At 72.6% G+C, this 12,592-nt stretch carries 11 protein-coding genes; 3 read left to right on the top strand and 8 right to left on the bottom strand.

All coding sequences use genetic code 11. The features are described from left to right. Nucleotides 1–103: 103 nt before the first annotated feature. From cysD to KWI83_RS32810, 6 genes are all read right to left on the bottom strand, one after another. The gene (gene cysD, locus KWI83_RS32835) at nucleotides 104–1,012 is read right to left on the bottom strand and encodes a sulfate adenylyltransferase subunit CysD (RefSeq protein ID WP_218518043.1); all 909 of its coding nucleotides are present in this window, start codon (nucleotides 1,010–1,012) and stop codon (nucleotides 104–106) included. Further along, a complete protein-coding gene (gene cysC / locus KWI83_RS32830; protein WP_218518042.1) occupies nucleotides 1,009–1,557 on the bottom strand; it encodes an adenylyl-sulfate kinase in 549 nt (182 codons plus the stop codon). The genes cysD and cysC overlap by 4 nt, the downstream gene beginning before the upstream one ends. After that, on the bottom strand, nucleotides 1,554–2,681 hold the full coding sequence (locus KWI83_RS32825; protein ID WP_218518041.1) for a sulfotransferase: 1,128 nt from the start codon (nucleotides 2,679–2,681) through the stop codon (nucleotides 1,554–1,556). Before KWI83_RS32825 ends, cysC begins: the two co-directional genes overlap by 4 nt. Before the next feature lie 70 nt (nucleotides 2,682–2,751). Continuing rightward, on the bottom strand, nucleotides 2,752–3,837 hold the full coding sequence (locus tag KWI83_RS32820; RefSeq protein WP_218518040.1) for a type III polyketide synthase: 1,086 nt from the start codon (nucleotides 3,835–3,837) through the stop codon (nucleotides 2,752–2,754). A gap of 354 nt (nucleotides 3,838–4,191) precedes the next feature. After that, nucleotides 4,192–6,510 (bottom strand): MMPL family transporter, encoded by a 2,319-nt coding sequence (locus tag KWI83_RS32815; RefSeq protein WP_218518039.1) that lies wholly within the window; start codon nucleotides 6,508–6,510, stop codon nucleotides 4,192–4,194. Between the two features lie 80 nt (nucleotides 6,511–6,590). Further along, complete coding sequence (locus KWI83_RS32810; protein WP_218518038.1) at nucleotides 6,591–7,316, bottom strand: DUF2993 domain-containing protein; 726 nt, start codon at nucleotides 7,314–7,316, stop codon at nucleotides 6,591–6,593. Nucleotides 7,317–7,390: 74 nt separating this feature from the next. Here KWI83_RS32810 and KWI83_RS32805 point away from each other — a divergent pair, with 74 nt between their 5' ends. From KWI83_RS32805 to KWI83_RS32795, 3 genes are all read left to right on the top strand, one after another. Beyond that, the gene (locus KWI83_RS32805; protein ID WP_218518037.1) at nucleotides 7,391–8,011 is read left to right on the top strand and encodes a TetR/AcrR family transcriptional regulator; all 621 of its coding nucleotides are present in this window, start codon (nucleotides 7,391–7,393) and stop codon (nucleotides 8,009–8,011) included. 210 nt (nucleotides 8,012–8,221) lie between these two features. Further along, complete coding sequence (locus tag KWI83_RS32800) at nucleotides 8,222–8,995, top strand: IclR family transcriptional regulator (protein ID WP_218518036.1); 774 nt, start codon at nucleotides 8,222–8,224, stop codon at nucleotides 8,993–8,995. Further along, nucleotides 8,992–9,837 (top strand): SMP-30/gluconolactonase/LRE family protein, encoded by an 846-nt coding sequence (locus KWI83_RS32795; protein ID WP_218518035.1) that lies wholly within the window; start codon nucleotides 8,992–8,994, stop codon nucleotides 9,835–9,837. The genes KWI83_RS32800 and KWI83_RS32795 overlap by 4 nt, the downstream gene beginning before the upstream one ends. Before the next feature lie 127 nt (nucleotides 9,838–9,964). Here the strand turns inward: KWI83_RS32795 and KWI83_RS32790 are convergent, their stop codons facing one another. Together KWI83_RS32790 and KWI83_RS32785 are read right to left on the bottom strand one after the other, a co-directional pair. Continuing rightward, complete coding sequence (locus KWI83_RS32790; RefSeq protein WP_218518034.1) at nucleotides 9,965–11,368, bottom strand: NAD(P)/FAD-dependent oxidoreductase; 1,404 nt, start codon at nucleotides 11,366–11,368, stop codon at nucleotides 9,965–9,967. Next, complete coding sequence (locus KWI83_RS32785) at nucleotides 11,361–12,584, bottom strand: MAB_1171c family putative transporter (protein WP_218518069.1); 1,224 nt, start codon at nucleotides 12,582–12,584, stop codon at nucleotides 11,361–11,363. The genes KWI83_RS32790 and KWI83_RS32785 overlap by 8 nt, the downstream gene beginning before the upstream one ends. Nucleotides 12,585–12,592: the final 8 nt, after the last annotated feature.

Here is a 12,592-nt window from a genome sequence, read left to right as displayed (position 1 = left end):
CCCGACGGTCAGCCGGGACCGGGCCTCCTGGAAGATGCCGCGCATCATCAGGGCGGCGGTGACATGCGGGGGGTGGCCGAAAGCCGTCAGGTCGGCGGTCATGTCAGAAGTACCCCTCGCGTTTGCGGTCCTCCATCGCGGCCTCCGACAGCCGGTCGTCGGCACGCGTGGCGCCGCGCTCGGTGAGCCGGGAGGCGGTGATCTCGACGATCACCTCGTCGACGTCGGACGCCTCGGACAGGACCGCGCCGGTGCAGGACATGTCGCCGACGGTGCGGTAGCGCACCCGGCGCTTCTCCACCGGTTCGCCGTCCTTGGGGCCGCCCCAGTCGCCGGGGGCCAGCCACATGCCGGAGCGCAGGAACACCTCGCGCTCGTGCGCGAAGTAGATGGACGGCAGCTCGATCTCCTCACGGGCGATGTACTGCCACACGTCCAGCTCGGTCCAGTTGCTGAGCGGGAACACCCGCACGTGCTCGCCGGGCAGATGGCGGCCGTTGTACAGCTGCCACAGCTCGGGCCGCTGGCGGCGCGGGTCCCACGTACCGAACTCGTCGCGCAGCGAGAACACCCGCTCCTTCGCGCGGGCCTTCTCCTCGTCGCGCCGCCCGCCGCCGAACACCGCGTCGAAGCCGCCGCCGCTGATGGCCTCCAGCAGCGGAAGCGTCTGGAGCGGGTTGCGGGTGCCGTCGGGACGTTCGCGCAGCACACCCCGGTCGATGTAGTCCTGTACGGACGCCACATGGAGGGTGAGCCCATGGGTGGCCACCACACGGTCCCGGTAGGCGAGCACCTCCGGGAAGTTGTGCCCGGTGTCCACGTGCAGCAGCGGGAACGGCGGCGGCGCCGGCGCGAACGCCTTCAGCGCCAGATGCAGCATGACCACGGAGTCCTTGCCGCCGGAGAACAGCAGCACCGGCTTCTCGAACTCCCCGGCCACCTCGCGGAAGATGTACACCGCCTCCGACTCCAGCACGTCGGTGTGCGTGAGCCGGGCGGCCACGGCGGTCACAGCAGCCCCCGATCCGCCATCAGCGCGTGCACGACGTCCACCGACTCGGTGACGGACTGGAGCTGGGTCTCCACCTTGGCGTCCGGCGACTGCGGCGGCTCGTAGGGGTCGTCGATGCCGGTCAGCCCGGACAGCCGCCCGGCCCGGGCCTGCGCGTACAGGCCCTTCACATCGCGGACGGCGCACACCTGGAGCGGGGTGGCGACATGCACCTCCAGATACGGCGTCCCGCTCGCCTCGTGCCGCTTGCGGACCGCCTCGCGGCTGTCGGCGTACGGCGCGATGACCGGGACCAGCACGAGGATGCCGTTGCGGGCCAGCACCTCGGCGACCAGGCCGATGCGCTGCACGTTGGTGTCGCGGTCCTCACGGGTGAAGCCGAGGCCGGCGCTGAGGAAGGTGCGGATCTCGTCGCCGTCGAGCACCTCGACGCGGTGCCCTTCGCGGGTGAGGCGGCTGGCCAGCGCCTGCGCCAGGGTCGTCTTGCCGGAGCTGGGCAGCCCGGTCAGCCAGACCGTGGCGCCCTGGGTCGGCGGGGTCCTCATGCGCCGCTCCTCGCCGCCGGGGCCGCCGTACCGGCCAGGGGGACGACCCCGTGCGCGGCGAGCACCGAGAAGCCGGGGGCGCACGCCTGCTCCAGCTCCTCCCGCTCGGCGTCGGGCAGATCCCGCCAGGACGACGAGGGCGCGCCCACCTTGGCCGCGCAGCGGCGCTCCCAGTCGGCGTCCACGAACTCGGCGCCGAGGAACTCGCCGATGCGGTGCAGGGACTCCTCGGGCGCGGCGAGCAGGTCCTCGTACCACAGGTGCAGCACGTTCTCCTGCGGCAGTGCGGACAGCGCCGCCATGCCGCGCTGCATCTCGTCCGCCCAGTAGGTGCCGAACAGCGACACCGGGACCCGGTAGTCGCGCACGGCGGCGGCGTCGAAACGTTCCGGCAGGAACGGCAGCAGCTCCTCCGGTACGAAGCCCAGGTCCCGCTCGGCGTCGAGCGACGGCTGCTCGGCGTACGGGTCGTGGCCCAGCGTCAGGTGCAGCGCCATCACCACGGCGGCCATGCGGAAACCGGTGTGGCGGCTCATGGACAGGGCGGTGTCCCGGCCGTCGCGCACGATGTGCAGATAGCGGGCCTCGGGGAAGTGCTCGCGGAACTGCGAGGCGAGGATCAGCGAGCCGCCGCTGCGCTCGGCCCACAGGGCCTTGCCGAAGCGGGCGCACAGCCGGCCGAACAGGCGGTGGTAGTGCTCGCCGACACCGGCGTCCGGGAACTCGGCGACCGCGGCCTCGAGTTCGTCGTACAGCTCGTCCGGGGTCTCGGTGAGGTGGGGGAGCGTGGTGAGGAGGACGGCCGGGACGCCGGTGTCGGCCTGGAAGCGGGTGGTGGCCGAGGGGCGGTAGAGGACTTCCTTGGGGGCCAGTCCGTGGGCGGTCAGGAGCTTGTTGACGGTGTTGCGGGAGGACAGGATCCGCCAGAACTCCGCCGCGGTGAGCGGGCCTTCGGGAAAGACCCGGGCGGTGATCCGGTACATGTCGGTGAGGTGGTTGAAGAGCTCCGACAGGCTGAGGACCTGCGGGTGTTCGCGCAGCAGCTCGGAGACCAGGGTGGAGCCGCAGCGGCCGGTGCCGGTGACGAAGACCTGGCCCGGTGCCGGTGAGGTCGGGGTGGGCATGCGCAGCTGTTCCTTCCGTGCGTCCTTGGGGTGGTGTCCGTGGGTGGTGCGGGAAGGTGCCCGGCCGGTGTCAGGACCGGCGCAGCAGGGCCGCGTAGAGGGTGAGGCCGGGGCCGAAGGCCATGGCGACCACCGGGCCGTCGGTGCGGGGCAGCCGCTGAAGCACCATCAGGACGGTCGGCGAGGAGCAGTTGCCGCACTCGTCGAGGACGCCGTACGACGCGTCCAGCGCGCCGGCCGGCAGGCCGAGGCGCTCGCCGACGACCTCCAGGATCCGCTTGCCGCCCGGGTGCACGGCCCAGCCGGTGACCTCCTCGGGGCTGAGCCCGTGCGGGGCGAGCAGCTGGTCGCGGACCACCTCGCCGACGTGCTGCGCGAGCACGTCCGGGACCTTGGGCGACAGGCCCATCTTGAAGCCGAGGTCGGTGATCTGCCAGCTCATGTGGTCGGCGGTGGAGTGGTCGGTGACCGCGACGACGTCGATCACCTCGTAGCCGGAGTCCGCGTCGGGTTCGAGGACGACGGCGGCGGCCGCGTCGGCGAACAGGGCGTGCGCCACGATCTGTTCGATGTCGCGGGTGGGCGGCTGGACGTGCAGCGAGGTGAGTTCGAGGCACAGCAGCACGGCCGGGCGGCCGCGTGAGGCGACGAAGTCGGAGACCGCGCCCAGGGACGGGACGGCGGCGTAGCAGCCCATGTGGCCGATGAACAGCCGCTGGACCCTGCTGCTCATGCCCAGCTCGTCGGCGAGGCGTAAGTCCAGGCCGGGTGTGGTGTAGCCGGTGCAGGAGGCCACGGCCAGCAGGCCGACGTCCTGCGGGGCCAGGCCCGCCGACTCCAGGGCGCCCGCGACGGTGCGCTTGCCGAGCGGGACCGCCTCGTCGATGTAGCGGGCCATGCGCTGCCCGGTGCTCCAGCCGGACACCTCCTTCTCGGCACGCGGGTCCACGGCCGTGGAGCGGGAGCTGATGCCGGAATTCTCGAATATCCGGCGGGCCAGCGGAAAACCCTCGTAATGATCCAGGAAAAAGTCCTGCCACAGGTCGTCCTGGCTGCTCCGGGTGCCCGGAAAGGAATGCGAGGAGCCGGTGATGACAGGGCGCGCCGCGGTACGCAGTGCGCGGCGGGCAGGGGCGATTTTCTCTTCGAGGTGCATGCGTGATTCCTTTGTTTCGGGCAGCGGGAAACGACCGCTCGGGCGAAAGACGGCAGAGGGAATCGTGCGTGCCAAAGGAAATCCGGCCCGCGCCTCTTTGCGCAGGCCAGACCATTGGATGGCGCTGAGTGAAGATACGCCAGGTGGGCGTACGAAGGTTGACGAGAGAGTGGTCAGCTCTCCCCCCGTTCGAACCGGATGTCGATTCGATGCCTTCAGTCAAACACAAGGGCTTCGGTGGAATCAAATGTTCCGCTGTTAATTTCCGTGGCGGAAAAATTAACGGCAAAAGATGCCGGCCCGCCTCTCGGTGAACCCGAGAGGCGGGCCGGTGGAGTGTTTTCCCGGGGAATTTCAGCCAGAGCCCGCTTTGATTTCGGTCAGCGGCCGTACGGGCTCTTTGTGCGGGCCGTCGTGCAGCCGCGCCCCCTCGATGTCCAGGTCGGGCAGCAGCCGGTCCAGTCCCCGTGGCAGCCACCAGGCGCCGCGGCCCACCATGGCCAGCACCGCCGGCACCAGCGTCATCCGCACCACGAAGGCGTCCACCAGCACACCGAACGCCAGGGAGAACGCGATGGGTTTGACGATGGCGTCCTCGGTCGTCACGAAGCTGGCGAAGACGACGAACATGATGAGCGCCGCCGCCGTGACCACCCGTGAGGCGTGCCCGGCGCCGTCGACCACCGCGTCCCGGGCCCGCCCGGTGCGCACCCACTCCTCACGCATGCTCGACACCAGGAACACCTCGTAGTCCATCGCCAGCCCGAACAGCACCGCCATCAGCACGATGGGCAGGAAACTGACCACCGGTCCGGTCCGGGCCACGTCCAGCGCGTCGGCGAGCCAGCCCCACTGGAACACCGCCACGACCGCGCCGAAGGACGCCGCCACCGACAGCAGGAAGCCGATCGTCGCCTTGACCGGCACGACCAGGGACCGGAACACGAGCAGCAGCAGCACCAGGCACAGGCCCACCACCACGGCCGCGAACGGCAGCAGCGAGGCGCTCAGCCGGTCGGAGACGTCGATGCCGATCGCGGTGGTGCCGGTGACGGAGACGGCGGCGCCCGTCTCGCCCTCGATCGTGGCCGCGTCGTCGCGGATGGCGTCCACCAGATCCTGCGTGGACTCGTCCTGCGGGCCGCCCTCGGGCACCACCTGGATCACCGCCCGCCCGGAGTCCGGCGCGTACTGCGGCTGCCCCACCTTCACCACTCCCGGCAGCTGTTGCAACCGCCCGGCCACGGTGGTCACCTGCCGCTGCCCGTCCTGCCCCGGCGTGTCCGCCTCGGCGAGCACCAGCAACGGCCCGTTGAATCCGGGCCCGAAGGAGTCGGCGACGGTGTCGTAGGTCTCCCGCTGTGACGTCCCGTGCGCCGCCGTGCCGTTGTCGGGCAGCGCGAGGCGCAGATCGGCGGCGGGGAGGGCGAGGGTGACCAGGGCGGCGACGGTGGCGACGACGACGAGGAGGGGGCGGCGGGTGACCAGCCGGGCCCAGCGCTGGCCCATGACGGACGCGCGTGACTTGGCCGTGTCCTCGGTGTCCTCGGTGTCCTTGATGCCCGCGGTGTCATCGGTGTCTTCGGTGTCTTCGGTGTCCTTGGTGTCCCCGGTGTCCTTGGTGTGCCCCGCCACCACCCCCGCCCGCCGGGCCGCCCGCGACCCCGGACGCGGCGCGAGCCGTGCGCCCGCGAGGCCGAACAGCGCGGGCAGCAGTGTCACCGCGACCAGCACCGCGATCAGCACGGTCGCCGCCGCGCTCAGGCCCATGACGGTCAGGAACGGGATGCGGACGACCAGCAGACCCACCAGGGCGATGATGACCGTCGTCCCCGCGAACACCACCGCGCTGCCCGCCGTACCGACCGCCCGCCCGGCGGACTCACGCGGGTCCATCCCCTGGGCCAGCTGCGTGCGGTGCCGGGACAGCACGAACAGGGCGTAGTCGATGCCGACCGCCAGCCCCAGCATCAGCGCCAGGCTCAGCGCGGTCGACGACACCGTCACCCCCGACGACACCGCCAGCAGCCCCGCGAGCCCGGTGCCGACGCCGACGAACGCGGTCAGCAGCGGCATCCCGGCGGCGAGCAGCGAGCCGAAGGTGAGGGCGAGCACCGCCAACGCCACGACCACGCCGAGGAGTTCGAGCACGCTGGGGGTGAGCACACCGTTGCCGTACGCCTGCCCGCCGACGGACACCTCCAGCCCCGCCTCCTCGGCGGCCCGCGTGGTCTCCTCCAGCGCGTCGAGCGTGCCGTCGTCCAGGGCGGACCGGGTCACGTCGTAGTTGACCTGCGCCAGCGCGGTCCGCCCGTCCGGCGTCACGGTCCCGGCCCGGTCCGGCGGGATCACGGCGGCGACCTGCGGAGCGTCCTGCGCGGCGGCGAGCGTGCGCTGGATGCCCTGTGCCGCCTGCGGATCGCTCACCCTGCGTCCCTCGGGCGCGGTGAACACGATCTGCGCGCTGGTCCCGGCCGCCGCCGGGAAGTCCTCGGCCATCGTGTCCTGGGCCCGCTGGGACTCGGAGCCGGGAATCGTGAACTCGTTGTCGAGTTTGCCGCCCACGACGACCAGCGCACAGACGGCACCGGCCAGCACGGCCAGCCAGGCCGCCAGGACGAGCCGCCGGCGGCGGTATGCGCCGAGACCGAGCCGATAGAGCCAAGTCGCCACGGAGATGCTCCTCGTGCAGTAGTGGCAGTGCGAGGGGGGTCGTCTTCGAAAGGGGGCACGACGGTCGGCGTGGGCCGGGCTCAGGCCTGCACGGTCGTACTGCCCCCCGTCAGCTCCAGCCGCAGCCCGCTCGACGTCACGGCGAGCCGCCGCGGCGTCAGGTCGAGCGGCAGCCCGGACAGGTCCAGTTCCTGCGGGGTCTCGCCGAGCAGTTGCGCGGCGAGGGCGTCCGGAATCGTGCGGTCGCCCACCTGCACGGTGGTGCGTTCGAAGCGGATGCCCTGCTCCTGCAGCACCGGCCGGAAACCGACGGCGATCCGCCCGGCCGGCCCGGCGTGCACGACCAGTTCGCCCGTGCCCGGGTCGGTGGTGACGGCGGCGGCGCCCAGCGCGCCCCCGGTCATCGTGGCGACGGCGTCCGCGAGGGCGGCGTCGGCCAGCTCGGCGCTGACCCGGGAGTCGGCCACCGACAGCCCGTCGCCGGTGCGCACCACGTCGTCCAGTTCGGCGTGCAGATCCACCCCGGTGAACCGGCGGAAGGTCGCGCCCTCGCCGGAGACCTCCACGCGGGGGAAGGATCCGCGGGCCAGCTGCACCATCACGGGGGTCGGGCCGAAGCCGACGTCCAGCGCGGTGTGCAGCCGGCGCTCCATACGGTCCGCGAGCCGGTCGGCCGCCCGGTCGCGTGCCACCGCCTCGGCGACACCTCCGGCGGCCAGCACCGCGCCGGCCACGCCCAGGGCGACCAGCCGGGCCCGCCGGGAGATCGGCCTGCGGACCGTACGCCCCCTCCGAAAAAGTGTCATGACTGACAGCATAGCCAATCTGTCATGACTGACAGATTCTGTACCGTCGGTTTTCCGCCTGCGATACTCCTCACATGGCAACCCTCGACTCTCCCCCCGCCGCGCCCCGCGGTCGGCGCGAGGCGCACAAGGCGGCCACGCGCAAGGCGCTCCAGGAGGCGGCGCACCGCATGTTCGAGGAGCGCGGATACGCCCGGACCACCGTGCGCGACATCGCGGCGGCCGCCGGGGTCACCGAGCGGACGTTCTTCCGCTACTTCCCGTCCAAGGAGGACCTCGTCCTCGACGAGACCCTGGACCTCGTGCCCGTCATGCGGGCCCGGGTGATCGCCCGGCCCGCCGGTGAGGACCCGTACTCGGCGGTGCTGGGCGCGGCGCTCGACCTCGTCGCCGACGGCGGTGTCGGCCTGATGTTCAGCGGGCCGCCGCAGCGCTTCCCCGGCCAGCCGGTGCGTCAGTTCCTGCCGGTGCTCAGCCAGTTCGAGGACGAACTCGCGCAGGCCGTGCGCGAACGGCTCGCGCGGCACGACCCCGAGACGGCCACGCCCCTGCGTGCCGCGGTGCTCTCCCGGGCCGCCCTCGGCGCGATCCGCTCCGCGCTGTTCGCGTACGCGGCGCTGCCGGAGGAGGAGCGCACGCCGGCCGTCGCCGAGGAACTGCTCCGCACGGCCTTCGGGCATCTGCGCGCGGACTGAGCGCGCCCACCGCCTCACCTGGCCCGTGCAAGGCCATTGCCCAGGCAAACACTCCATGAGTAGCCTGTGTTCGCCATTCCGACCGCGTGTTGAAATTTCGAACACAGCGGCTCGGATCGACACTCCATCGTCAGACCGAAACTCAGACCACCGCAGACAACGCTCTAGCCAACAGACACACGTCTCAGAACGCAAGGGAGGGGGCCGGTCGTGGGACGCCTCGTACCTGCCGTGACCCGGGCTCTCGACATCCTGGAGCTCTTCCTCGACGGGGACGGCACGCTCTCCGCCCCCGACATCGTGCGCAAGCTGCAGCTGCCGCGCACCACCGTGCACGAGCTGGTCACCACGCTCGCCGCCCGGTCCTACATCGTCCAGGTCCCCGGCCAGCCGGGCCGCTACCGGCTCGGCGTACGCCCGTACCAGCTCGGCAGCCGCTACGCCGAGCAGCTCGACCTCGCCGCCGAGGGCCAGCAGGTCGCCCGGTCCGTCGCCGAGACCTGCGACGAGACGGTGCACGTGGCGATCCTGGAGGGCACGGACGTCATCTACATCGCCAAGGTCGACTCCACGCACGCCGTGCGCATGGTCTCCGCGGCCGGCCGCCGCCTGCCCGCCCACTGCACGTCGGTCGGCAAGATGCTGCTGGCCTCGCTGCCCGAGCAGGAGCTCGCCGCACGCGTCCCCGACAGCGTGAAGCTGGCCGCGATGACGCCGAACAGCATCACCGACCCGGCGGCCCTGCGCGAGGCACTGGCCGGGATCCGGCAGCGGGGCATCGCGGTGGAGAACCGCGAGTCCAACCCGGACGTCTCCTGCGTCGCCGCGCCGGTCCGGGACCGCACCGGCCGGGTGGTGGCCGCCCTGTCCATCTCCGTGCCGATGATCCGCTGGAGCGACGAGCGCCGCGCCGAGCTGGAGCAGCTCGCCGCGAAGGGCGCGGCCGAGCTGTCGGAGCGGCTGGGCCACCGGAGCGCCGCATGACGCCGTACGAGGTGGCCGTGCGCGCCGAGGCGACGCTGGGCGAGGGCCCGACATGGGACGCGGCGGCCGGACGGCTGATCTGGATCGACATCCTCGCCTCCCGCCTGCACACCTACGACCCCGCCACCGGCCGCCGCACCACCCGCACCACGCCCCAGCACGTCGGCGCGGCCAAACCCCGCGCGAACGGCGGCCTGGTCCTCAACCTCCGCGACGGAGTGGGCCTGCTGGACCCGGACGGCACCTTCCGCTGGCTGCACCACGACCCGGTCCCCGGCCGCCGCGCCAACGACGCCGCCGTGGCGCCGGACGGGGCGCTGTGGGCGGGCACCATGCGCTACGACGAGGCACCGGGCGGCGGCACGCTGTCCCGTGTCGCGCCCGACGGCTCGGTGGACGTCGTCCTCGACGACGTGACGGTGAGCAACGGCACGGGCTGGAGCCCCGACGGCCGCCTCATGTACTACGTCGACTCCCCGACCCGCCGTATCGACGTCTTCGACGCCGTGGACGGCCACGTGGCCAACCGCCGCGCCCTCGTGGAGATCGAGGAGGGCGCCGGCTTCCCCGACGGCCTCACGGTCGACGCCGACGGCTGTGTGTGGGTGGCGCTGTGGGACGGAGGCGCGGTACGCCGCTACACGCCTGAGGGCGAGCTGGACCGGGTTCTTCGGCTTCCGGTGCCCCGTCCGACGGCGTGCGCCTTCGGTGGGGCCGATCTGACGGACCTGTACATCACCACGGCCCGCGTCGGACTGGCGGCCCCGGCGCCGTTGTCCGGCTCGCTGCTGGTGGTTCGGGGAGCGGGGAAGGGGCTGGTCCAACCGGCGTTCGCGCTGTGAGCCGTGAAGGCGGTGCCGCGCTGTGCCGTCGTGTGTCTGCGGCGCCGTTGGGGCTGGTCGCGCCCGCGCGGCGGAGCCGCAAGTCAACGCAGCCCCGCGCCCCTTTGGGGCGTTGCCGGACTGTCGGCTAGGAAAGGCCCGCCGCCTTTCGCTCCTCTGTCGTCAGGGGTGGGCCGGGTAGTGGTGGTTTCAGGGGGCCGATCAGTGCCGCCAGGACCATCCCCGGCGCCAGCAGTGCCTCCGTGCCCCGCTCCAGGGACGTCACGTCGGTCACGCGGCGGGCGATGCGCCCGTTGCCGGTGGCCGTGTACATGAGGCGGTCGACGTACGCGGCCACGAGCCGGTCCCTGAGCGAGGGGCCGTTCGGCGTGGCGCCGGGGTAGAACACGTCCTGGCCGATGGCCATGTCCCAGGCGGCGCCGACCGGTCGGGCCACCGCTTTCTGGACCCGGCGGGACAGCCCTGGCGCCCCCCATCCGTGGCGCCGTGTCAGGTCGCGCAGGATCAGGGCGCTGCGCGCGGCGGCCGCCAGGCCGTGACCGTAGACCGGGTTGAAGGCGGCGAGGGCGTCGCCGAGGACGGTGAAGTTCTCGGGCCAGGCCGGCATCCGCTCGTAGAAGTACCGGCGGTTGACGGTGGTGCGGGTGCAGGAGACGCCGGACAGGGGCTCGGCCTGTTCCAGCAGGTGGCCGATCAGCGGGTGCCGGAGGTCCTCGCGGGCGTAGCGGACGAAGTCGTCGTCGGCGTCGGAGGGTTCGCCGCCGCGGGTGCCGCACAGGGTGACGATCCACCGGCCGTCCTCGATGGGCAGCAGGAAGCCCGCCCGGCCCGGTCCGCCGTCGCGCGGGTCGGGCTGCACGTTGACGACCGGGAAGCCGGACCAGGTGTCCTCGGGGGCGAGATAGAGGCGGCTGGCGTACGCCAGACCGGAGTCGACCTTCTGTTGCCGGGCCGCGGGCAGCCCGAGGTCCGTCAGCCACCGGGCCGCCCCCGAGCCCCGCCCGGTGGCGTCGACCACCATGCCCGCCCGGATGACGCGCTCGCCGCCGTCGGGCTCGCGCACACGGACCCCGTGGACGGCCGCCGCGGTGCCCTCCAGCCCCACCGCCCGGGTGCCCTGGAGGACCTCGACCCGGTCGTCCGCGAGGACCTGCGCGCGGATCGTCGCGTCCAGCAGGTCCCGCCCGGCCAGGAGCACGTGGTGGGACTCGGGCCAGCGGCGGAACCAGCCCTGTCGCGACAGGGCGACCACGTCCGTCGTGACGGGTGCCCGGCGCGCCCCGGCGTCCCGCAGGGCGTCGGTGACGCCCGGCAGCAGCGCCTCCACGGCCCGCGCACCGCCCGACCACAGCATGTGGGCGTGCCGCGCCTGCGGCAGCCCCTTGCGGGGGGCGGGTCCCTGGGGCAGCACGTCCCGCTCCACGACGACGATTCGGTCGGCGAACTCGGTCAGGGCGCGCGCCGCGAGCATGCCGGTGTGGGATCCCCCCAGGACGACGGCGGTTCTGGCGGGGACGGACGGTTCAGTCATGCGTGGGGACACTCTCTGCCGGGGCGGCGGCGCGGGCGCGGACCGCCTTGATCTCGTCGGGACTGCGAAGGGCCTGGGACACGGCGTGGATCTCCCGCAGGAGGTACGTGGTGTCGGGGTCGCCGGTGCTGTCGTTGTCCGGCGCCCGCCGCCTGCGCTCGACGGCGTCCTGGACGGCGATGGCGGAGGCCAGCGCCTGCGCCCGCGCCGGGGGACGGCCGAGGGCGAGCGCGGCCTCGTGGGAGCGCCGGAGCAGTTCCTCGTCGAGATGGCGGGAGAGCTGCAGGAGCGCGTCACGGATGAACGTCTCGCGGCGGATCAGGCGCAGTTCGGCGGGGGCGTGCGGGGCGAAGGGCTCGCGGACGCCGGTGACGGTCCGCAGCAGCAGGACCAGGGGGCGCAGCTGCCGGTGGCGGGCCCGGACCCGCCAGTGCTCCTGGAGGTACTGGCCGGCGTGCGGGACGATGAAGCCGATCGCGACGAGGGTGGCGGAGACGCAGGCGGCCAGCGGCGCCACATCGGTGCTCAGCCAGTCCAGGTCGTGGCCGGTCCAGCGGGCGACGATGGCGGTGAGCTTGGACGCGTCGAAGAACAGGTTCGTCGCGTAGCCGACGCCCAGCAGCCTGAGCCCCCAGCGCAGCCAGGCGTCGAGGCCGTCGGTGCGGATCCAGTTCCAGATCAGCCGGGCCGTGATCGCGCAGGCCACGGTGTGCGCGGTCAGGTAGAGCAGGATCTGCTCGCGCATGAACGGGGTGGTGGCGTAGTACGTGTCCAGGTCGCGCAGGCGTTCCACGGGCGCGTCCGCCAGCCAGAAGAGCACCCACAGGGCCACGATCACACCGGCGTAGACGGAGACGACCCAGCGGACCGCGAGGCGTGTGCGGTCCGCGCGGTCGGTGAGGCCGTTGCGCCAGGCGATGATCAGCAGCAGCCAGGACGCGCACAGGGCGGTGAGCAGGGAGTACACCCAGGGTGCCGAGATGTTGGGCACTCCGGTGACCCGGTTCGTCCAGGCGACGGTCCGCGGGGCCGCGAAGACGAACACGGCGCAGGCGAAGAGCAGCAGACCACCGACGGCCCGCAGCAGCGGGTCCCGCCACATCTTGATGATGCTGGGCAGTTTGATCGCCAGGGCCGCGGTCAGGACGGCGGTCGGCACCCAGAAGGTCAGGTGCACCTGGCTGAAGAGGCCGTCGGCGAGGGGAGGACCGCCCACGAGGCCGG

This window comes from Streptomyces sp. TRM70350 (assembly GCF_019219825.1).
Taxonomy (GTDB): Bacteria; Actinomycetota; Actinomycetes; order Streptomycetales; family Streptomycetaceae; genus Streptomyces.
The sequence above is the reverse complement of the archived record's forward strand: the minus strand, read 5'-3'. Positions and strand labels throughout refer to the sequence as shown.

Coding starts and splice junctions, on each gene's coding strand:
- KWI83_RS32820 (WP_218518040.1), bottom strand. CDS start 3,837: ATGCACCTCGAAGAGAAAATCGCCCCTGCCCGCCGCGCACTGCGTACC.
- KWI83_RS32790 (WP_218518034.1), bottom strand. CDS start 11,368: ATGACTGAACCGTCCGTCCCCGCCAGAACCGCCGTCGTCCTGGGGGGA.
- KWI83_RS32825 (WP_218518041.1), bottom strand. CDS start 2,681: ATGCCCACCCCGACCTCACCGGCACCGGGCCAGGTCTTCGTCACCGGC.
- KWI83_RS32805 (WP_218518037.1), top strand. CDS start 7,391: ATGGCAACCCTCGACTCTCCCCCCGCCGCGCCCCGCGGTCGGCGCGAG.
- cysC (WP_218518042.1), bottom strand. CDS start 1,557: ATGAGGACCCCGCCGACCCAGGGCGCCACGGTCTGGCTGACCGGGCTG.
- KWI83_RS32795 (WP_218518035.1), top strand. CDS start 8,992: ATGACGCCGTACGAGGTGGCCGTGCGCGCCGAGGCGACGCTGGGCGAG.
- KWI83_RS32810 (WP_218518038.1), bottom strand. CDS start 7,316: ATGACACTTTTTCGGAGGGGGCGTACGGTCCGCAGGCCGATCTCCCGG.